This is a genomic window from Sandarakinorhabdus glacialis (assembly GCF_014643455.1).
Taxonomy (GTDB): domain Bacteria; phylum Pseudomonadota; class Alphaproteobacteria; order Sphingomonadales; family Sphingomonadaceae; genus Sandarakinorhabdus; species Sandarakinorhabdus glacialis.
The window spans coordinates 89,105-109,913 of the sequence record NZ_BMJM01000005.1 but is presented as its reverse complement, the minus strand read 5'-3'; the positions used below and the strand labels follow the sequence as shown (position 1 = coordinate 109,913).

The 20,809-nt window shown below is 66.0% G+C and carries 21 protein-coding genes; 14 read left to right on the top strand and 7 right to left on the bottom strand.

The window, feature by feature from the left end:
* Positions 1-174 precede the first annotated feature (174 nt).
* Positions 175-309 carry a hypothetical protein gene (locus IEW98_RS16750; RefSeq protein WP_279380360.1) on the bottom strand — a complete coding sequence of 45 codons (135 nt, stop codon included), beginning with the start codon at positions 307-309 and terminating at the stop codon, positions 175-177.
* Between the two features lie 67 nt (positions 310-376).
* Here IEW98_RS16750 and IEW98_RS08635 point away from each other — a divergent pair, with 67 nt between their 5' ends.
* Entirely contained in the window at positions 377-679 is a 303-nt protein-coding gene (locus IEW98_RS08635; protein WP_188762540.1) for a hypothetical protein, read from the top strand.
* A complete protein-coding gene (locus IEW98_RS08630) occupies positions 676-930 on the top strand; it encodes a hypothetical protein (protein WP_188762539.1) in 255 nt (84 codons plus the stop codon). The genes IEW98_RS08635 and IEW98_RS08630 overlap by 4 nt, the downstream gene beginning before the upstream one ends.
* Positions 931-1,018: 88 nt before the next feature.
* Here the strand turns inward: IEW98_RS08630 and topA are convergent, their stop codons facing one another.
* The 5 genes from topA to plsY all read right to left on the bottom strand — a co-directional run bounded on the left by topA (position 1,019) and on the right by plsY (position 6,033).
* Positions 1,019-3,649 (bottom strand): type I DNA topoisomerase, encoded by a 2,631-nt coding sequence (gene topA / locus IEW98_RS08625; protein ID WP_188762538.1) that lies wholly within the window; start codon positions 3,647-3,649, stop codon positions 1,019-1,021.
* 113 nt (positions 3,650-3,762) lie between these two features.
* Positions 3,763-4,083, bottom strand: a complete 321-nt coding sequence (locus IEW98_RS08620) for a DUF6883 domain-containing protein (protein ID WP_188762537.1) — start codon at positions 4,081-4,083, stop codon at positions 3,763-3,765.
* A complete protein-coding gene (locus IEW98_RS08615) occupies positions 4,080-4,304 on the bottom strand; it encodes a DUF4926 domain-containing protein (protein ID WP_188762536.1) in 225 nt (74 codons plus the stop codon). The genes IEW98_RS08620 and IEW98_RS08615 overlap by 4 nt, the downstream gene beginning before the upstream one ends.
* Before the next feature lie 35 nt (positions 4,305-4,339).
* Positions 4,340-5,446 carry a DNA-processing protein DprA gene (dprA, locus tag IEW98_RS08610; protein WP_188762698.1) on the bottom strand — a complete coding sequence of 369 codons (1,107 nt, stop codon included), beginning with the start codon at positions 5,444-5,446 and terminating at the stop codon, positions 4,340-4,342.
* Positions 5,447-5,448: 2 nt separating this feature from the next.
* Positions 5,449-6,033 (bottom strand): glycerol-3-phosphate 1-O-acyltransferase PlsY, encoded by a 585-nt coding sequence (gene plsY, locus IEW98_RS08605; protein WP_188762535.1) that lies wholly within the window; start codon positions 6,031-6,033, stop codon positions 5,449-5,451.
* A gap of 124 nt (positions 6,034-6,157) precedes the next feature.
* Here plsY and IEW98_RS08600 point away from each other — a divergent pair, with 124 nt between their 5' ends.
* The 4 genes from IEW98_RS08600 (at position 6,158) to IEW98_RS08585 (ending at position 12,116) form a co-directional block, all read left to right on the top strand.
* A complete protein-coding gene (locus IEW98_RS08600; RefSeq protein ID WP_243450645.1) occupies positions 6,158-7,705 on the top strand; it encodes an amidohydrolase family protein in 1,548 nt (515 codons plus the stop codon).
* Positions 7,706-7,990: 285 nt separating this feature from the next.
* Positions 7,991-9,649 carry an NAD+ synthase gene (locus IEW98_RS08595; RefSeq protein ID WP_188762533.1) on the top strand — a complete coding sequence of 553 codons (1,659 nt, stop codon included), beginning with the start codon at positions 7,991-7,993 and terminating at the stop codon, positions 9,647-9,649.
* A gap of 49 nt (positions 9,650-9,698) precedes the next feature.
* Positions 9,699-10,628 (top strand): hypothetical protein, encoded by a 930-nt coding sequence (locus IEW98_RS08590; RefSeq protein WP_188762532.1) that lies wholly within the window; start codon positions 9,699-9,701, stop codon positions 10,626-10,628.
* Positions 10,629-10,796: 168 nt separating this feature from the next.
* On the top strand, positions 10,797-12,116 hold the full coding sequence (locus tag IEW98_RS08585) for a glutamate--tRNA ligase (RefSeq protein ID WP_188762531.1): 1,320 nt from the start codon (positions 10,797-10,799) through the stop codon (positions 12,114-12,116).
* A gap of 236 nt (positions 12,117-12,352) precedes the next feature.
* Here IEW98_RS08585 and IEW98_RS08580 read toward each other — a convergent pair whose 3' ends face one another.
* Positions 12,353-14,065, bottom strand: coding sequence for a class I adenylate-forming enzyme family protein (locus tag IEW98_RS08580; protein ID WP_188762530.1), 1,713 nt, complete (start codon positions 14,063-14,065; stop codon positions 12,353-12,355).
* A gap of 420 nt (positions 14,066-14,485) precedes the next feature.
* Here IEW98_RS08580 and IEW98_RS08575 point away from each other — a divergent pair, with 420 nt between their 5' ends.
* From IEW98_RS08575 to hppD, 8 genes are read left to right on the top strand one after another with little or no spacing between them, the layout of a single operon-like run.
* Positions 14,486-14,926: a hypothetical protein gene (locus tag IEW98_RS08575; protein ID WP_188762529.1), complete on the top strand. Its 441-nt coding sequence runs from the start codon at positions 14,486-14,488 to the stop codon at positions 14,924-14,926.
* 7 nt (positions 14,927-14,933) lie between these two features.
* The gene (gene ribD, locus IEW98_RS08570; RefSeq protein ID WP_188762528.1) at positions 14,934-15,908 is read left to right on the top strand and encodes a bifunctional diaminohydroxyphosphoribosylaminopyrimidine deaminase/5-amino-6-(5-phosphoribosylamino)uracil reductase RibD; all 975 of its coding nucleotides are present in this window, start codon (positions 14,934-14,936) and stop codon (positions 15,906-15,908) included.
* Positions 15,909-15,917: 9 nt separating this feature from the next.
* Positions 15,918-16,520, top strand: coding sequence for a riboflavin synthase (locus tag IEW98_RS08565; RefSeq protein ID WP_188762527.1), 603 nt, complete (start codon positions 15,918-15,920; stop codon positions 16,518-16,520).
* Positions 16,521-16,575: 55 nt separating this feature from the next.
* Positions 16,576-17,862 carry a 3,4-dihydroxy-2-butanone-4-phosphate synthase gene (gene ribB, locus IEW98_RS08560; RefSeq protein WP_188762526.1) on the top strand — a complete coding sequence of 429 codons (1,287 nt, stop codon included), beginning with the start codon at positions 16,576-16,578 and terminating at the stop codon, positions 17,860-17,862.
* Positions 17,863-17,876: 14 nt separating this feature from the next.
* Complete coding sequence (gene ribH, locus IEW98_RS08555; protein WP_188762525.1) at positions 17,877-18,296, top strand: 6,7-dimethyl-8-ribityllumazine synthase; 420 nt, start codon at positions 17,877-17,879, stop codon at positions 18,294-18,296.
* Positions 18,297-18,336: 40 nt separating this feature from the next.
* Positions 18,337-19,260 carry an alpha/beta hydrolase gene (locus IEW98_RS08550; protein ID WP_188762524.1) on the top strand — a complete coding sequence of 308 codons (924 nt, stop codon included), beginning with the start codon at positions 18,337-18,339 and terminating at the stop codon, positions 19,258-19,260.
* Positions 19,257-19,700 carry a MarR family winged helix-turn-helix transcriptional regulator gene (locus tag IEW98_RS08545; protein WP_188762523.1) on the top strand — a complete coding sequence of 148 codons (444 nt, stop codon included), beginning with the start codon at positions 19,257-19,259 and terminating at the stop codon, positions 19,698-19,700. The genes IEW98_RS08550 and IEW98_RS08545 overlap by 4 nt, the downstream gene beginning before the upstream one ends.
* A gap of 38 nt (positions 19,701-19,738) precedes the next feature.
* Positions 19,739-20,809, top strand: a complete 1,071-nt coding sequence (gene hppD / locus IEW98_RS08540; RefSeq protein WP_188762522.1) for a 4-hydroxyphenylpyruvate dioxygenase — start codon at positions 19,739-19,741, stop codon at positions 20,807-20,809.

Genomic DNA, 20,809 nt, shown 5'->3' with positions numbered 1-20,809 from the left:
AAGAACAGCCGCGCCACACTTGTCCTCCCCCTCAAGGGGGGAGGCGAGAGACGCGTCTTCGCGGCCCGGGTGGGGGTGTCCCCCCGCCAACACGAACACGGTCTCTCGGAACCATCAACCTGCGCAGGCCTCAGCGCGGACACTCCCGCGCATGACACCGCCGCGTCACTTCGCTCACAGGGCCGATATCCAGAAGCTTTGGCCGCCGCACCGCGCCTTGGCCTCCCACAGCCGTTTCCACACCAGATTGTCGATATCCCCAAGCTGCAACGCTTCGATCCCGGCGGCAAGCCGACGCCAACTTGGCATTGACTCCCGGTCGCAGTCCCAGCACGAATTCTCTCGTCCACCTGGGAATGACGATCGGCACGGCATCATGGCAAACGAGACAATCTACGGCCGCTACGTCATCCGCAGCATGAAGGCTTCCGGCGGATGGAACACGCGCGCCTTCCGAGGCAATATCGCGATGGGCGTCGTCCTCTCCGGCGCGACCGAGGAAACCGCGATTCTCGCGACCAAAGCGGCGCTCGATGCGATCCACACTGAACAGCGCGCAGCCCGCGGCGCCGAAGGCTATCCGACCGCGAGGTTCGAGCAGCGCTGGCGGCAATCAGCATTACGAACAGTCAGGCCGATATGCTCCACGCGCACCTGCTTGCAGTCGACAACATCATGACAGCAACCGAACTTGCGACCGCAGGCGGATACGACAGCTATGTGTCCGCGAACAGCCAGTACGGCGCTCTCGGTCGCAAGCTGGCGGAGGAACTGGAATGGAATCCCCCAAAATCCAGTGGCGTGCCGACATGGACTTTCGCACTCGCAACCGGGGCCGATGGCGACAACCACGTAGACCCGGATACAGTAGAATATGCACAATGGCGCTGGAAGCTGCGCACCGAAGTAGTCGAGGCCTTGCAAGACTAAGCCACTGGGCCAGTACGCTTCTGCTACTCAGTTTGGCCGTCGCAACAACAGGGTGAAGGGGTCGCCGGCCCCTTCACGCCGAAGACCGTTACTCCTTCACCGCAACCTTCTTCACCGCTGCTTTCTTCGCCGGAGCCTTCTTTGCTACCGCCTTCGCCGCCGCCGGTTTCGCCGCCGCAACCTTCTTCGCAGCCGGCGCCTTCTTCACAGCCGCCTTCTTCACCGGCTTCTTGCCCTTCGACGGCATCGCCGCCCGCGCATCGATCAGCGCCCCCGCATCCTCGATGCTGATCGTCATGCCATCCTCGGACTTCGGCACCGTCGCATTGGTCGTGCCATCGGTGATATACTGCCCGAACCGTCCCGCCATCAGCTTCATCACCGCGCCCGAAACCGGATGCGGCCCAAGCTCGCGCAGCGGCGCCATCGTGCCCCGCGCCCGCGGCCCCGCCGCCGCCGCCTCGGCCAGCTTGACCACTGCTGCGTTCATACCCGTCTCGAACACCTCCGCCGTCGACGTCAGCCGCGCATATTTCCCCGAATGCGCCAGGTACGGCCCATAGCGCCCGATGCTCGCGGTGATCGGCTCACCCGTCTCCGGATGCGCCCCCACCGTCCGCGGCAGCGCCAGCAACCGCAGCGCCAGCTCCAGATCGTCAGGCCCCGTCACCGGCGCATCCTTGGGAATCGACGCCCGCGGCGGCTTCTCGCCATCACCGCGCTGGACATACGCCCCGAACCGCCCCGACCGCAGCGAGATCGGCTCGCCGGTCTCCGGATCGTCACCCAGCACGATCGGCCCAGTGCTTTCCTGCCCGCCATTCTCGCCGGCAAACTGCCGCGTATACCGGCACTCGGGATAATTCGAGCACGCCACGAACGCCCCGAACTTGCCGGTTTTCAGCGACAAGCGCCCCGTCCCGCACGTCGGGCACAGCCGCGGATCGCTGCCATCGGCCTTCTCCGGAAACAGCGTCGGCCCGAGAAACTCATCAAGCGCCACCGTCACGTCCGACGGCTTCAGCTCCAGAATCTCCTTGGTCTTGGGCGAAAAATCGTCCCAGAAATCGCGCAGCACCTTCAGATAATCGAGCTCGCCCGCCGAAACATTATCCAGCCGCGTCTCGAGATCCGCCGTAAAATCATATTCGACGTATTTCTCGAAAAACCGCTCGAGGAACGCCGTCACCAGCCGCCCTTTTTCCTCCGCCCAGAACCGGTTCTTCTCGACCCGCACATAAGCCCGGTCGCGCAGCGTCTGCAAAATCGCCGCATAGGTCGACGGCCGGCCGATCCCCAGTTCTTCCAGCCGCTTGACCAGCGACGCTTCCGAAAACCGCGGTGGCGGCTCGGTGAAATGCTGCTTGGCTTCGACACCCTTGACGGCAACGCTGTCGCCGCCCTTCAACCGCGGCAGCCGCCGGCCCTCGTCGTCGTCGCTGTCCGACGCGATATCCTCGCTCGTCTCGGTATAAACCGCCAAAAACCCCGGCGACAGGATCACCTGCCCCGTCGCGCGCAGCCCGGTCTGCATCGTCTTGTCGAGCAGATCGATGCTTGTCCGCTCCATCCGCGCGCTCGCCATCTGGCTGGCGACCGTCCGCTTCCAGACCAGTGCATACAGCCGGTCGGCATCGCCCACAGGCGTCTTCTGCGGCCGCGCCGTCAGTTCGGTCGGCCGGATCGCCTCATGCGCTTCCTGGGCGTTCTTTGCCTTGGTCGCATAGAATCGCGGCTTGTCGGGCAAAACGTCCGGCCCCGACCCATAATCCTTGGCGATCACGTCGCGCACCGCGGCAATGGCTTCGCTGCCGATCTGCACGCCGTCGGTCCGCATGTACGTAATGCGCCCTTCCTCATACAGGCCCTGCGCGACACGCATCGTATGGCTGGCGGTAAAGCCCAGCTTGCGCGCCGCTTCCTGCTGCAACGTCGATGTCGTGAACGGCGGATAAGGGTTGCGCGTTGCCGGCTTGGTCTCGACGGCGTGGACGTTGAACAGCCCCATCTCGACATCGCGCCGCGCCCGCATCGCGTCCTGTTCATTGGCGAGATCGAAGCGATCGATCTTCTTGCCCCGCCAGAAACTCAACCGCGCCGGAAAGCCATGGTCCCCAGCCGCCATCGCCGCTTCGACCGTCCAATACTCCCGCGCATCATGCGCCTCGATATCGCGCTCGCGCTCGACAATCAGCCGCAGCGCCACCGATTGCACCCGGCCGGCGCTCTTGGCTCCCGGCAGTTTCCGCCACAGCACTGGCGAGAGATTGAACCCGACAAGATAATCCAGCGCCCGCCGCGCCCGATACGCATCCACAAGATCGAGATCGATCTCGCGTGGCCGCGCCATCGCCGCCAAAATCGTCGTCTTGGTAATTTCGTTGAACGTCACCCGCTGCGCGCCGCCCTTGGGCACCGCTTTCTTCGCCTTCAGCCACTCGAGCAGATGCCACGAGATCGCCTCGCCCTCACGATCGGGATCGGTCGCCAGAATGACATGGTCGGCGCGCTTGGCGGCGTCGGAGATCGCCTTCAGCTGCTTGGCCCGGTCGCCCGAAACCTCCCACAACATGGCAAAATCATTGTCCGGATCAACCGAGCCATCCTTGGGCGGCAAGTCGCGGATATGCCCGAAACTCGCCAGAACTTCATAGTTCGACCCCAAATATTTGTTGATCGTCTTGGCCTTGGCAGGCGATTCCACGATCACGAGGTCCATGCGGGTCCTGTCTCAAAAGCCGGGGCAGCAGCGGCGCGGCCCCTACGCTCTATATAGGGTGGTGCGCAAGTGCCGAGGATATTTCGCCGTCGCTTTGAGCAGCGCGCAACACTTTAGAACGCCGTCACCAGCCGGTAAATCGAGCCACCGACGTCGACTATCCACACCGAAGTCATGCACGGATTGCGCCCGTCCGGCGACATCAGGTTGCACCGCACCACATATTTGGTTCCGTGTGCCGAGATCGTCTCCGCCACAACTTCATTGTCGATCACGTGCCGGCTCAGCGCCGCCGCCAGCACCGACCACTCCGCCGCAGCAAAACCGAACGAGGCAAACAGGCCAGCCTTGCCGCCATTCTGCAGATTATCGGGATTTAACAAATAGTCGCGGACCTTGGCGTCCGGCACCACAGCCCCTGGCAACAATCTCACGCGCTAAGGTCGGCCACGTCCAGGGTCACGACCGCGTGAAACGGCTTCTGGAACTCGACTTCATAGCCTTTGCCATCTGCATAGATGCCGACGACAACGCCCGACGCACCGACAGGCAACAGCCCTGCTTCAATTTCAACAGCGCGCGTCAGCGCCACGATCGAAAGCTCGGCAAAATGCCGATCCGAGCGGTCCTCGCTTCGAAGAGATAAACTGACCATCTGCACAGCCTAGCACATAGCAGTGGATGTCACCATCAACCCACCGCCACCCGCCCCCCGGCATGCCGCACCAATCCGCCCCCCAGTTCCAGATCCAGCAACACCGTCGCCACCACAGCCGCGGCCAATCCCGAAAGCCGCACCACCTCATCGATCGCCACCGGTGTCGGCGACAGCAGCGCCGCCACCACCGCCCGCTCGGCATCCCCGGCATCGGCCACCGCCGCATCGTACCAGACCGCCGATTCGGCCGCCTTATACCGCAACCCCAATTGCGACCCCCCGCCGATCCCCTGCCCGAACGCCGACAGCGCCTCGACCACATCCGCCGCCGACTGCACCAAAGTCGCCCCCTCGCGAATCAACAAATTGCACCCCTGCGCCCGCGGATCGAGCGGCGACCCCGGCACCGCCATCACCTCGCGCCCGGCCTCCGCCGCCACCCGCGCCGTAATCAGCAACCCCGATTTCGGCGCCCCCTCCACAACAACTGTCCCCGCCGCCAGTCCGGCAATAATCCGGTTCCGCCGCGGGAAATGCCGCGCCTGCGGCTCCGTCCCCGGCATCTGCTCGGCCAGGAGCAAGCCCTTCTCGGCAATCTCCGCCATCAACGCCGCATTTTCCGGCGGATAGACCACGTCCACCCCGCTGGCGACGACCGCAATCGTCCCGCCCGCCATTGCGCCCACATGCGCCGCCGCATCGATGCCGCGCGCCAGCCCGGACACGACAACAAGGTCCTCCGCCGCCAGATCATTCGCCAGCGCCCGCGCAAACCGCACCCCGGCCGCACTGGCGTTCCGCGCCCCGACGATCGCCACGGCAGGCCGCTCCATCAAGCTCACATCCCCCCGCGCCGAAAGCACCGGCGGCGCCGACTCACGCCCAGCCAGCAAAGCCGGATACGCCGGTGTCCCGATAAAGATCATCACCGCCCCGATCGCATCGAGCGCCGCGAGTTCAGCCTCCGCCGCATCGGCGCTTGCCACCACCAGCCCCCGCCCGCCGCGCCGCGCCAGGTCCGGCAGCGCCCGCAGCGCCGTCTCCGCGTCGCCGAACCGCGCCATCAACTGCCGATAGGTAATCGGCCCAATCGAATCCGTCCGTATCAGCCGCAGCCGCGCCACCGCGTCGGTGGGCATGCTCACTTACTGCCGATCCGGCTCTCCGTCCCGCTGCGCAACCGCCCGATATTCTCCCGATGTTTCCACACCAGCACTACCGACATCACCGCCAGCGCAATCGCCGAATGCGGCGCCCCCAACCCCCAGGCCGCCAACGGCGCCGCCACTGCCGCCAAGATCCCGCCAACCGAAGAATAACGCGTCACCAGCGCCCCAACCAACCAGGCCACCAGCGCAATCAAGCCCGCCAAAGGCACCGCAGCCAGCGTCACCCCAAGCAGCGTCGCCACCCCCTTGCCCCCGCGAAATTTCAGCCAGACCGGATAGCAATGCCCCAGGAACGCCGCCACCCCGGCCAGCATACCCGCCTCGAGTCCGCCGAAATACCGCGCCAGCAGCACCGCCGCCGCCCCCTTGCCCGCATCGAGCAGCAGCGTCGCCGCCGCCAGTCCCTTGTTCCCCGTTCGCAGCACATTGGTCGTGCCGATATTGCCCGATCCGACCTGGCGGATGTCGACCCCAACCATTCGCGTCAGCAACAGCCCGAACGGTATGCTGCCGAGCAGATAACCCGCCAGCATCCACAAAATCGAATTTGTCCCCATGCCCGCAACGGTAGCGGCGTTTGAAACCCCCGCACAAGCCCCCTATGCTCGCCGCGAACGACCGGGGGACTATACGCACATGCGATTCCGCAACTTAGCAATCGCAGCCATTCTGGCCGCATCCATGCCCGCAACTGCCGCCATGCTCCCGACCCCGCCCCGCGGCCCCGAAGCCCAAGGGCCCTACGCCACCTTGGTAATCCGCGGCGTCACCATCATCACCGGCAACGGTGGCCCCCCCTACGGCCCCGCCGACATTGTCATCCGCGGCAACCGCATCGCCGAGATTCGCAGCGCAGGCACCCCCGGGCTCCCCATGGCCAAGGACCGCCAACCCACGGGCGCCACTCGCGAAATCGACGCCACCGGCATGTACGTCATGCCCGGCTTCGTCGACATGCACGGCCACAGCGGCGACGACTCCAAGGCGCCCGACCCGAGCTATCCCTACCGCCTCTGGCTCGCCCACGGCGTCACCACCATCCGCGGCGTCCCGCTGTTCGGCAACGACGCCGCCCGCGCCCTCGACGACAAGCGCCGCAGTGCAGCCGGCGAAATCACCGCCCCGCGCATCTACGTCTACCAGACCCTCGGCAGCGGCTGGACCCCAAAAGACGGAAACGCCAAAGTCCAATCCCCCCAGAAAGCCCGCGAATGGGTCCGCTGGGCGGCGAAATCCGGCATCGACGGCATAAAATTCTTCAACCGCGGCGACGAGACCCCCGAGATCGACCGCGCCGCCATCGACGAAGCCAAAAAGCTCGGCCTCGGCACCGTCGCCCACCTCGCCCAGCCCAACATCGCCGAATTCAACGCCCGCGATGCCGCCGCCGCCGGCCTCGGCACCATCACGCACTTTTATGGCCATTTCGAATCGCTGCTCAAGGACCGCCGCACCCAGGACACGCCGCCCGACTACAACTTCAACGACGAGCAAAAACGCTTCGGCGGCATCGCCGAAATCTGGAACCAGATCCACGAACCCGGCGGCCCCGAATGGATCGCCTATCTCGAAGCCCAGAAAGCCACCGGCGTCGTCTTCGACCCGACCTTCAACATCTACAGCGCCAGCCGCGACCTGATGCGCGCCAAAAACGCCGATTGGCACGCCACCTACACGCTGCCGTCGCTGGCGAACTTCTACGAATCGAACCGCGACAACCACGGCAGCTATTTCTACGACTGGACCACCGCGCACGAAGTCACCTGGCGCAATTTCTACGGCCGCTACATGCGGCTGGTGAACGATTACAAGAACATGGGCGGCCGCGTCACCGCCGGTTCCGACCCCGGCTTTATCTATCAAAGCTGGGGCTTCAACTATATCCTAGAACTCGAGCTCCTCCAGGAAGCCGGCTTCTCGCCACTGGAGGTGATCCAGTCCGCCACCATCAACGGCGCCCGCACGCTCAATGACCCGACAGGCAAGGACCCCGAATTCGGCCTGATCCGCGCCGGCATGCTCGCCGACCTCGTCATCGTCCCCGAAAACCCGCTGCAGAATTTGAAAACCCTCTACGGCACCGGCTTCACCCGCCTCAACGAAAAGACCAACCGCAGCGAAAAAGTCGGCGGCGTCCGCTGGACCATAAAAGACGGCATCGTCTTCGACGCCCCCGCCCTCCTCGCCTCGGTCGCCGCCCAAGTCGCCGCCGAAAAAGCCAAACCCTGAAATCACCTCTCTCGTCGCGGGAGAGGTCGAGAGACGCGCCTTCGCGGCCCGGGTGAGGGGCACCATCTCTCCGCAAAAGCACCGTCTTCCCCCTGTCATGCCAGCGGAGGCTGGCATCCAGCCGCGCCGCCACCCCGCGCGACCCGACAAGAGCACCCGCCCCTAGCTGTCATCCCGGGCTTGACCGGGGACCCAGTTGCTTCGCTACGGGGCAGGGCATCACCCCAACCACCCAGATCAACCCCGCGCATTGCCCCGCGCGCCCTCCCCTCCTAAACCCACACAATGTCCACGACGCTCGCCATCGCTCTCGCCCAGCTCAACGCCTCGGTCGGCGACCTCGGCGCCAACGCCGCCGCCATTCTCGCCGCCCGCGCCCAGGCCCCCGCCGCCGACCTCATCGTCACCCCGGAACTCAGCGTCATCGGCTACCCGCCCGAGGATCTCGTCCTTAAACCCGCCCTTGTCGCCGCCGCCGCGCACCACATCGAACAGCTCGCCGCCGCCACTGCCGATGGCGGCCCCGCCCTCCTCGTCGGCGCGCCGCTCGCCGAAAATGGCAAACTCCACAACGCCATGTTCCTCCTCGACGCCGGCAAGATCGCCGGCATCACGCGCAAGCACGACCTGCCCAACTACGGCACTTTCGACGAAAAGCGCGTCTTCTCCGCCGGCCCGCTCCCCGGCCCACTCGCCTTCCGCGGCACCCGCATTGGCGTCCCCGTCTGCGAGGACATGTGGAGCGCCGACGTCACCGAATGCCTAGCCGAAACCGGTGCCGAGCTGCTTATCGTCCCCAACGGCTCGCCCTACGAAGTCGGCAAGGACGACCGCCGCCTCGGCCTCGCCGTCGCCCGCGTCACCGAAACCGGGCTTCCCCTCGTCTATCTCAACCGCGTCGGCGGCCAGGACGAGCTCGTGTTCGACGGCGCCAGTTTCGTCCTCAATGCCGATCGCACCCTCGCCCTGCAGATGCCCGACTGGGACGAGCAGATCGCCATCACCAACTGGACCCGCCACGGCTTCAACCACAACTGGGCCTGCGAACAGGGGTCCCTGGCGGCGCAGGACGAGGACCCCGCCGACATTTACCACGCCATGCTCCTGGGCCTGCGCGACTACGTCAACCGCAACCGCTTTCCCGGCGTCATCCTCGGCCTGTCGGGCGGCATCGATTCCGCCCTCTCCGCTGCCGTCGCCGTCGACGCGCTCGGCGCCGATCGCGTCTGGTGCGTGATGATGCCGTCGCCCTACACCAGCGCCGACAGCCTCGAGGACGCCGCCGAATGCGCCCGGCTATTGGGCGTCCGCCTCGACACCGTCGGCATCCAGCCCGCGATGGCCGCCTTCACCGACATGCTGGCGCCGCTGTTCGCCGGCAAGGCCCCGGACACCACCGAGGAAAACATCCAGTCCCGGATCCGCGGCCTGTCGCTGATGGCGCTCAGCAACAAGTTCGGCCCCATGCTCCTCACCACCGGCAACAAGTCCGAGATGAGCGTCGGCTACGCCACCATCTACGGCGACATGGCCGGCGGCTTCTCGGTCCTCAAGGACGTCTACAAGACCACCGTCTTCAAGCTCTGCGAATGGCGCAACCGCAACCACCCCCGCCTGTCGATCGGTCCCAAAGGCCCGGTCATGCCCCAGCGCGTCATCGACAAACCCCCCACCGCCGAGCTGCGCGACAACCAGAAAGACGCCGACAGCCTGCCGCCCTACGACATCCTCGACCGCATCCTGATGGCCCTCGTCGAAAACGAGCATTCCGCCTCCGACCTGATCGCGCAAGGGCTCGACCCGGCCATGGTAACCCGCATCGAGCGCCTGCTTTACATCGCCGAATACAAGCGCCGCCAGGCCCCTCCCGGCGTCAAGATCGGCAAACGAAACTTCGGCCGCGACCGCCGCTACCCCATCACAAATGCGTTCAGAACAGCATAGCCTTACTTCGCTTCCCCCCTCCCTTCTTCAAGGGAGGGGTCGTGGGTGGGTGCTTACCGCAATCCCTCTCCTCGCCCTGCTAACCGCCGCAAAACCTCCACCCCCACTCCCAGCCCTCCCGCCCCTAACCCTCCCCCTCTCGTCCCCAATAATAACCGCCACCCTCGCCGGCCTTCCCCTCACCCTGCGCATCGACCCCGCCACCACCCAGCAGGTCGCCCTCAACGCCAGCGCCGCCCGCCGCCTCGATCTCGCCAACCCCGCCCGCCTCGTCGCCGGCCGCCCCCCCGAGCGCGGCCGCATGCGCGTCCTCATCGGCAAGATCAGCGTGTCCGAGGACACCACCACCGCCATCCTCGACATCGCCGGCCGCCCCGTCCTCGTCACCCTGGCGTACGGCAACCGCGACTATATCCCCGACGCCGACGGTAGCATCAATCCCATGCTCCTCCCCCATGACGAGGTCCGCCTCACCCGCCGCCCCATTACCGTCACCGACGCCGTCACCATCCTGCCCCTCGATTTCACTCCCGACCGCGGCCTCGTCACCGCCACCCAAATCGGCAAGCGCCAAATCGACGTCATCATCGCCCCCATGGCTGCCGAAACCATCGCCACGGCCGCCGCCGCCGCCTTCCTCGCCGAAACCGGCGGCGGCCACCTCTCCGGCCCCATCCGCCACGCCCCCATTGCGCACGGCGTCTCGCGCCCGGTCCGCAACGTCACCTTCGACACCCCCGTCGACATCGCCGGCTTCCGCCTCAACAGCGTCCCCGCCCGCATCTTCGACTGGAGCGGCCGCACCCGTATCCCCACCGAAACCCTGCCCGACGACGAGCTCGTCGCCACCGCCCGCTTCGACGCCCAGCGCCAATGGGCAAAGCTCGCCATCGGCAACGATCGCCTGTCCACCTGCGCCCAGGTCACCTGGCGCCGCGCCCCCCTCACCCTCGAACTCACCTGCCCCGCCCTCCCCTGATCAGGCCGGCCCCCCTTCTCCCGTCACACTCTCTCTTGCCGTCACCCCCTCTCTCCCGCCACCCCCCCTCTCTTGCCGTCACCCCGGCGAAGGCCGGGGCCCATCTCCCGCCCCACCAGACAAAAGCCCGCCCTTCCCGCCAACCCGATTCACCCCTAGACCAACCCAATGACCACCACCCGTTTCGCCCCCTCCCCCACTGGCACCCTCCATGCCGGCAATATCCGCACCGCGCTGGTCAACTGGCTGCTCGCCCGCAAGGCCGGCGGCCGCTTCATCCTGCGCCTCGACGATACCGATCTCGCCCGCTCCACCGAAGCCTCCGCCGAATCGATCCGCGCCGATCTCGCCTGGCTCGGCCTCGCCCCCGACGCCGAGTTCCGCCAGTCGCACCGCTTCCCGCTCTACCAGGCCGCGCTCGACCATCTGGCAACGACCGGCCGCGTCTACCGCGCCTATGAAACCCCTTCCGAACTCGATCTCAAGCGCAAGGTCCAGCAGCAGCGCGGGCTCCCCCCCGTCTACGACCGCGCCGCGCTGGCGCTGACGGACGCCGACCACGCCGCCCACGCCGGTGCGGGCACCACCCCCCATTGGCGCTTCCGCCTCGACACATCGGCGCCAATCCGCTGGCTCGACGGCGTCCGCGGCGACTGCCATTTCGATCCCGCCGCGCTGTCCGACCCGGTCGTCCGCCGCGCCGACGGCACCTGGCTCTACATGCTGCCGTCGGTCGTCGACGACATCGATCTCGGCATCACCAACATCGTCCGCGGCGAGGACCATGTCACCAATTCCGCCGTCCAGATCCAGATGTTCGAAGCCCTTGGCGCCCGCGTCCCCGCCTTCGCCCATCTCGCCCTGCTCACCGGCGCCGACGCTGCCCTGTCGAAACGCATCGGCTCCGAAGGCGTCGCCCAATGGCGCGAAATGGGCATCGAGCCCCAGGCCATCGCCGCGCTCCTCGCCCGCCTCGGCACCTCGTTGCCGGTCGAACCCGTCGCCGCGCTGCCCGATCTCCTCCCCGGCTTCGACCTGTCGACCTTCGGCCGCGCCCCCGCCCGCTTCGACCCCGAGGACCTCGCCGCCCTCAGCGCCCGCACCCTCCACAATCTCCCCTATGCCGCCGTCGCCGATCGCATCCCCGGCGTCACCGAGCCCGTCTGGCTCGCCATCCGCGCCAACCTCGCCACCGCCGCCGATGCGGCCGACTGGCAGGGCGTCGTCACCGGGCCGATCGTCGCCGAGATCCCGCCCGAGGACCGCGACTTCATCGCCGCCGCCGGCGCGGCGCTCCACGCTCTCGAATGGGGCGACGACATCTGGTCGCGCTGGATCACCGTCCTCAAATCCGACACCGGCCGCAAGGGCCGCGGGCTTTTCCACCCGCTCCGCCACGCCCTCACCGGCCGCGACCAGGGCCCCGAAATGGCAGCCCTCCTCCCCCTGATCGGCCGCACCGCCGCGCTCAAACGCCTGGAAATCTGATCACATCCACGTGTGATTTCCGTCCGAATACCCGCCGACACCAGTCCCGAGGCGCAAACTGCCCCGCAACCGGCCGCGAAAGTACCGCCGAACAGCCGCCAACTCGCCGACGACAGACCCGGAATCACCCGAAATCGCCCGTCTGCCAGCAATGTGACGGCCCCCCCTCAACCTGTCATCCCGGGCTTGACCCGGGACCCAGTTGCTTCTCTGCGGCACCATCCCGGTCCAGACCCTCAGGCGGCCGCCACCTCCGGGCTCAACCGATCCCGCAACTCCCGCTTCAGGAACTTGCCACTCGCATTGCGCGGCAACGCCTCGTCCATGAACCACACATACCGCGGCACCTTGTACTTCGCCATCAACCCCGCACAATGCGCCGTCAGTTCCGCCTCGCTCAGGCTCACGCCCGGCTTGAGCACCACGGCCACGCCGACTTCCTCGCCTAGTCGCTCGTCGGGCACCCCGAACACGCAACATTCGGCAATGCCTTCAAGGCGGTACACCGTCGCCTCGACTTCGGCGCAATAGACATTCTCGCCGCCGCGCAGCACCATGTCCTTCTTGCGATCGACGATATAGATGAAGCCGTCGCCATCCATCCGCGCGATATCGCCGGTGTGCAGCCAGCCGTCGGTGATCGAGGCCGCCGTCGCCTCGGGCCGGTTGATATAGCCCTTGATGACCGCCGAACCCTTGACCCAAAGCTCGCCGACCTGTCCCAGCGGCACGGTATCGCCATCGTCGTCGACACACTTGGCTTCAAGACACGGCATCGCCGGCCCACAGCTGTCGGGCCGATCGACAAAGAAATCCCCGCCGATGGAGGTGATGATCCCGCACGTCTCGGTCATGCCGTAACCCGTGCCCGGCCGCGCCGTTGCCACCTGCCGCTCGATCTTCAGCACGAGGTCGGGCGGCACCTGCGCGCCGCCGCCGCCCAGCGACACCAGGCTCGATGTATCGGTCGTCTCGAATTCAGGATGGCTGATCAGTTCGCGCGCCATCACCGGCACGCCGCTCATAGAAGTCACCTTCTCGCGCGCGATCAATCGCAGCGCTTCGCCGGCGTCCCAGCGATACGTCAGAACCAGCGTGCCGCCGGCCGCGGTGGTGACATACGCGCCGCAGTTGTTGGCGGTGACATGGAACAGCGGGGTGGCGATCAGCGTCACCGGAATCGCCGGTGCGGCGGGCGGCTCGACCCCCGTCGCCCTTTGCGTCGCCAGTGCCGACGAGGCACCGGCATACATCATGCTGAACAAATTCGAGATGCAACCGCGATGCGTCAGTTGCGCGCCCTTGGGATTGCCGGTCGTCCCGGACGTATAGAAAATACACGCATCGGCATCGGGATCGACCATGACATCCGGCATCGAACCACCACGCGCGACAACTTCGGACCATGGCGTGACCTGGGCCGCACCAGCCGGCACCACGGCGCTATCGACGCGCACCGTTACCAGCATTATGCCTTCCGCCATCGCCGGGCGGTCGTTCACCCGGGCCAGGCGCTCGGCATCGAGGAACAGGATCTTCGGCGCCGAGTCCGCCAGCGCATAGGCCATCTCTTCGGTCATCCACCAGGCATTCATGCCGACGACAGCAATACCGGACGAAACACACGCCCAGTAGATCAGCATCCATTCGGGATAGTTGCGCATCGCCACCGCCACCCGGTCGCCCGCGACGACACCCTGCGCCGCCAACCACGCCGCTACCGCGTCCACCGCTTCATGCGCCTGCGCATAGCTGATCCGCTCGTTGCCATACACAAGATAGGGCCGGTCGGCGAATTGCCTCGTCATCAGCCACAGCTCGCGCACGCTTGGCAGCGCGTTCTTGTAAGTGCGGATATGATGTCCCATCACCTCGGCCACTTCGATCTCGAAGGCGCCGCCCGGCCCGGTCAATTCGGCCCGCGCCTTCGCCAGCTCAGCGTAATGCATGTCACTCCCCAACAACTTGCTTCCGCCAACCGATACAGCCCAGCCGGCGACAGGCAAGCTGTCACTCCCATCAGCCGCAAATACGTTGCCCAAAGGATTCGTCATGCCGCTCACCGCGCCTCGACGCTGCCGCCCTCGCCCATGCGCTGCGCAACTGGCGCTTCACCCCGCCCTCGACAACGGCACTGCCATCGAGGCCAACCGCGACATCACCATTAACTTTCGCCTAGCAGACGCCTGAACCTTCCCAACCTGTCATCCCGGGCTTGACCCGGGACCCAGTTGCTTCTGCCGAGCAGCCACCGCTCCCCAACCCGGGATGACAGCACCACGAACCTTCCCCCCACGCGGCGCACGACCGCGCCACTGGCATCCAGCGAGCCCCGCCCTTATGTTGACGCATCCCGCAGGAGTTTCGCAATGTCGTACCTCAACCCGTCCAAGGCCGAAGTCCGCCGTCACCGCCTCCTCGTCGGCGGTGCCTCGCTGCTGCTGACGACGATCGTGATGACCGGCTTCCTGCTCGAATCGCGCTCGGGCTATTCCAAGCCCGATCCCAAGCTGGTCTTCATGCAGAACTGGAGCGGCGACCGCAGCCGCGCCGACACGATCGCCGACACCGCGGCAACCACCGCCGTCCACCAGCAGATGCTCGGCGACGCGCGCAAATACATCGCCACGCTCTCTGGCGAAGCGCGCACCAAGGCCCAGGCGCAGTACGACGCCTATGTCGAACGCGGCGGCGCGCAAAAGGAAGTTCCCTATGTCAGCGCGGCGGCCCGCGCTGCCGCACCGCTGGTGACGATCCCGACCGGCAGGGCGACCGCCGACAGCGTTCCCACCGAACCACCGGTACTTTGACAACGACATGACAACCGCCGCCGACGATGCGCGCTGGATGGGTGCCACGCTGGCCCTGTCGCAGCGCGGTGTCGGCCGCACCGGTCCCAACCCGCCGGTAGGCTGCGTCATCGTCCGCGATGGTCGGGTCATCGGCCGCGGCTGGACCCAGCCCGGCGGCCGGCCCCATGCCGAAGCCATGGCGCTTGCTCAAGCAGACCAGGATGCTCGCGGCGCAACGGCCTATGTGACCCTTGAACCCTGCGCCCATGACAGTTCGCGCGGCCCGGCCTGCGCCGCCAGCCTCATCACCGCCGGTATCGCCCGTGTCGTCGTCGCCGCCGGCGATCCCGATACACGTACCAACGGCAAGGGCCTGGCCAAGCTCGCCGCCGCCGGCATATCGCTCGTCACCGGTGTGCGTTGCCCTGAGGCCGAAGCCATCATGGCCGGCTTCTTCAGCCGCCAGCGCCGCCGGCGACCGCACATAACGCTCAAGCTTGCCGTCTCGCTCGACGGCTCGGTTGCCATGACGTCCGGCGAAAGCAAGTGGATCACCGGCGATCGCGCCCGCGCCCATGCCCATCTCGAACGTGCCCGCGCCGACATGATCCTTGTCGGCCGCGGCACCCTCGACGCCGACAGTCCCAGGCTCGACGTCCGCCTCGAAGGGCTCGAGGACCGCGCGCCCATCATCGCCGTGATGAGCAGCACACCCGCCCCGGACGGCTTGCGGCACCTGCGCGATCTCCAGGCACTCGCCGCCGTCACCGACGCCGACACGGTGCTCGCCGAAGGCGGTGCCGCCTTGGCCTCCAGCCTTGTCGCTGCCGATCTTGTCGACCGGCTCTTGCTTTACCGCGCCCCCATCCTCGTCGGCGGGCGTCCCGCGCTCGCCGCGATCGGCCTTGCCAATCTCGCCGACGCCCACGGCCGCTGGGCCCCTGCCGCCGTCATCGCACTCGGCACCGATCGGCTTGAGACCTACCACCGCATCCGCTAGGGGCAATCCATGTTCACCGGCATCATCACCGACATCGGCCACATCAAGTCCGTGGAGCAGCGCGGCGACCTGCGCATCGTCATCGCCACCGGCTACGACACCACCGACCTCGCCATCGGCGCGTCGGTCTCCTGCTCGGGCGTCTGCCTGACCGCGGTCGCCAAGGCCCCTGGCGAATTCAGCGTCGATGTCAGCGCCGAGACCCAAAGCTGCACGGCTGCCGGTCAATGGACCGCCGGCCGCTGCCTCAACCTCGAACGCGCCCTCAAGGTCGGCGACGAACTCGGCGGCCACATCGTCACCGGCCATGTCGACGCCGTCGGTACTGTCGTCAGCGTCGAACCCGAAGGCGATTCCACCCGCATCGCTATCCAGGTCGCCAATGACATGGCCCCCTATATCGCCGCCAAGGGCAGCATCTGCCTCGACGGCGTTTCATTGACAGTGAACACCGTAACTGATAACCAGATAGGTGCAATCTTTACGATCAACATCATCCCCCACACAGCCATTTCGACGACATTCGACACTCTGAAATCCGGCGATCAGCTCAATATCGAGATCGACGTGCTCGCGCGCTACCTCGCTCGTATGAAACAAGTGATGGCTTGACAGTACAGTGTGATCGTTCCATCTTTTCCTCACACCGCAATGTGAGGCTCCGAACATGAGCACGGCCCTGATCGAACAGATTCGCAACCTCGTCAGCGACGGTCACGAGACCCGATCCGGCCTCGCCCGCGCCGCCGGCCTCCACGCCAATTCGCTGCGCAGCCTCGACGAAAACGACTGGAACCCCACCAGCGATACGTTGAAAAAGCTGGAGAATTATCTCCACGGCCGCAACACCGGCCCCGCCCTCGCCAGCGTCGAGGAAATCATCAACGAAGCCAAGAACGGCCGCATGTTCATCCTCGTCGACGACGAGGACCGCGAGAACGAAGGCGACCTCGTCATCCCCGCCCAGATGGCAACCCCAGACGCGATCAATTTCATGGCCCGCCACGGCCGCGGCCTGATCTGCCTAACCCTCTCGTCGGAAAGGGTAAAGCAGCTCAACCTGCCGTTGATGGCGCAGCATAACGGCACCCGCCATAGCACCGCCTTCACCGTCTCGATCGAAGCCCGCGACGGCGTCACCACCGGAATCTCCGCCGCCGACCGCGCTCGCACCATCGCCGTCGCCGTCGACGCCTCCAAGGGCGCCGAGCATATCGTCTCCCCCGGCCACGTCTTCCCCCTCGTCGCCCGCGACGGCGGCGTGCTCGTTCGCGCCGGACATACCGAAGCCTCGGTCGACGTCTCGCGGCTTGCCGGCCTCAACCCGTCGGGCGTCATCTGCGAAATCATGAACGACGACGGCGAGATGGCCCGCCTGCCAGAACTCATTGTTTTTGCCCGTAAGCACGGACTGAAAATTGGCACCATCCAGGACCTGATCGCTTATCGCCACGCTCATGACCGGCTCGTCAAGCTTATCGCCGAGACCGAAATCGACAGCTGGCACGGCGGCAAATGGATCGCCAAGACCTACGCCAACACGGCGGAATACGGCGAACACATCGTCCTGCAGAAAGGCCGTGTCGACCCCGCCAAGCCGACCCTTGTCCGCGTCCACACCCAGTCGATGTTCGCCGACCTTTTCCAGGAAGCCAACGATCGCGCCGGGCAACTGACCCGCGCCATGGACGCTATAGGCGAGGAGGGCGCCGGCGTCATCGTCATCATCCGCGACAGCTCGCCGACCGCCGTCTCGGTCCAGATGCGGGCCAAGGGCGAAGGCCAGCCATTTCAGCTCCGCGACTATGGCATCGGCGCGCAGATTCTCAGCGACCTCGGCGTTAGCGACATGATATTGCTGACAAATCACCACCGCAACATCGTCGGCATCCAGGGCTATGGCCTTAACGTGGTCGGCGAGCGCGCCATCGCGCCGCATCCTCTCGCCGTTTGAAAGCATCCAGTCACATGACCAATATCCTCATTGTCGAAGCCCGTTTCTATGGCGCGATCGCCGACGCCCAGATCGAAGGTGCCCGCGCCGCGCTCTCTGCGGCCGGCGCCACGCACGACGTGCTGACCGTACCCGGCGCTCTCGAAATCCCCGCCGCGATCGCCTTCGCCGACGCCAGCGGCAACTATGACGGCTATGTCGCGCTCGGCTGCGTCATCCGCGGCGAGACCTATCATTTCGAAGTGGTCGCCGGTGAATCCGCCCGCGCAATCATGGCCTTGACCCTCGACGGCCTCGCCATCGGCAACGGCATCCTGACTGTCGAAAATGAAGCCCAGGCCTGGGCCCGCGCCCGCCAATCCGAAAAGGACAAGGGCGGCGAAGCAGCCAAGGCCGTACTGGCAATGATCGCCATCAAAGCCAAATTCGGCTGATTCGGGTTGCGAGCCCGTCCCGTGGCTCTATTCTGGGCTGATGACACTTGATCCCGTTATCGCCCAGATCCTCGCCATTGGAGGCCCCGACCCCGACTATGACACGCTGACACCCGAGCAGGCGCGCGAGGCGATGAACCTCCGCGTTGCGCCCTTGCTGACCGCCGCACCACCGTTTGCCGACGTCACCGAACTGTCCTGTCCCGGGCTTGGCGGTCCGATCGCATTGCGGCTGCTCCGCCCCGACACTCCCGGCCCGCACCCGGTCGTGCTGTTCCTCCATGGCGGCGGCTGGGTGGTTTGCGATCTCGATACCCACCAACCGCTTGCCGCCGCCCTGGCGCGAGGCAGCGGCGCCGCCGTCCTGATGGTCGACTATCGCCTTGCGCCCGAGCATCCGTTCCCGGCGGCGATCGACGATTGTTCGGCCGCGCTCGACTGGCTGCGGGCCGAGGGCGGCGCGCATGGCCTCGACACCAGTCGCATCGTCGTTGCCGGTGACAGCGCCGGGGGCAATCTTGCTGCCGTCCTGGCACGCCGTGCCCGCGACGGCGGCGACCCGCCATTGGCAGGCCAGTATCTGATCTACCCAGTCATCGACCTGCCGGATCCGCAGCAATATCATAGCTACAGCGACAATGACCGTTACGGGCTGAGCACTGCTGCGATGGCTTGGTACTGGAGCAATTACGCCGGGACCGCGGCGCCCGGCCCCGACGCCATACCGATGCTCGCAACTGACCTGACGGGGCTCGCGCCGGCGCTGGTGCAGACCGCGCAGTACGACGTGCTGCGCGACGAGGGCGAGGCCTATGCCGTCCGCTTGGCCGCGGCGGGTGTGCCGGTGTCCGTGGCGCGGCATCCGGGCATGATCCACGGCTTCCTGTCGCTGGCGGATATGGTTCCCGGCGCAGCGGCTGCCCTAGTACAGGGCTGTACGTGGCTGCGCACGCGGCTTGCATGAGTCGATTTCGGCTTGCCGACTTCCTGCCCTATCAGCTTTCGGTCGCCTCCAACGCCGTGTCGCGGGCGGTGGCAACCGGGACGGGGTATGAAAGCCGGTTCGGACTGACCGCGGCGGAGTGGCGGGTACTTGCCGCCGTCAGCGCCGCCGGATCGCCGACTCAGGTCGACCTGGGCGAGGCGACCGGCATGGACAAGATGACGATCAGCCGTGCCGTTGCAGGGTTGACGACCCGGCGGTTGGTCGATCGCGACCGCGACACTGGCGACCGCCGAACGCTGCGGCTGTCGGCGACGGCCGAGGGCCGCCGGATCCATGATATCGTGGCGCCGCAAGCACTTGGGGTCGAGGCAAGGTTGCTTGCGGCACTGTCCGGGGCCGAGATCGATACACTGCGCGGGGCGCTGGCGAAGCTTCGCGCAGCTTGTGAACTGCCGTAACATCCGTTACTATCCCTGTAATCGATGGGGAGTCGACGATGACCGACAATAGCGCGCCCAAGCCGAACGACCTTGGCCTCGATGGCTTTGAATTCGTCGAGTTTACCAGTCCCGAGCCCGAAGCATTGGCCGGGCTGTTTGTCGCCATGGGGTTTACCCACGTCGGCACCCACCGTTCGAAGAACGTCCGGCGGTATGCGCAGGGGGCGATCAACTTCCTGCTCAACATGGAGACCGAGGGACAGGCCGCGGCCTTCCGCAATGCCCATGGGCCGTCAGCGAATGCGATGGCGTTCCATGTCCATGATGCCAACATGGCGTTTGCCGAGGCGGTCAGGCGCGGCGCGGTGCCGGTGCATGGGCCGGTCGGGCCGATGGAACTCAACATCCCGGCGATCGAAGGCATCGGCGGTTCGAACCTGTACCTTGTCGATAAATCGGGCGAGCATGAGATCTATGACGTTGATTTCAGGCCGGTTGCCGGTGCCACTCCGAACGACAACAGCACCGGGCTGCATACGCTCGACCATTTGACCCACAATGTGAACCGTGGCCGGATGAGCCATTGGGCGGACTTCTACGAGCGGATCTTCAACTTCCGCCAGATCCGCTATTTCGACATCGAGGGCCAGTCGACCGGGCTGTTTTCCAAGGCGATGACGGCGCCCGACGACAAGATCCGGATTCCGCTCAACGAGAGCCAGGACGAGCATAGCCAGATCGAGGAATTCCTGAGGGAATACAAGGGCGAAGGTATCCAGCATATCGCGCTGGCGACCGACGACATCTTTGCCACGGTCGACATGCTGCGCGCCAATGGCGTGCGCTTCCAGGACACGATCGAGACCTATTTCGACCTGATCGACAAGCGTCTGCCGGGGCATGGCCATGACGTCGCCGAGATGCGCAAGCGGCGGATCCTGATCGACGGCGCGCCCGAGACCGGCGGCGGCATCCTGCTCCAGATCTTCACCGAGAACATGGTCGGGCCGATCTTCTTCGAGATCATCCAGCGCAAGGGCAATGACGGTTTCGGCGAGGGCAATTTCAAGGCGTTGTTCGAGTCGCTTGAGCTCGACCAGGTGCGTCGCGGCGTCATTCCGGCTTGA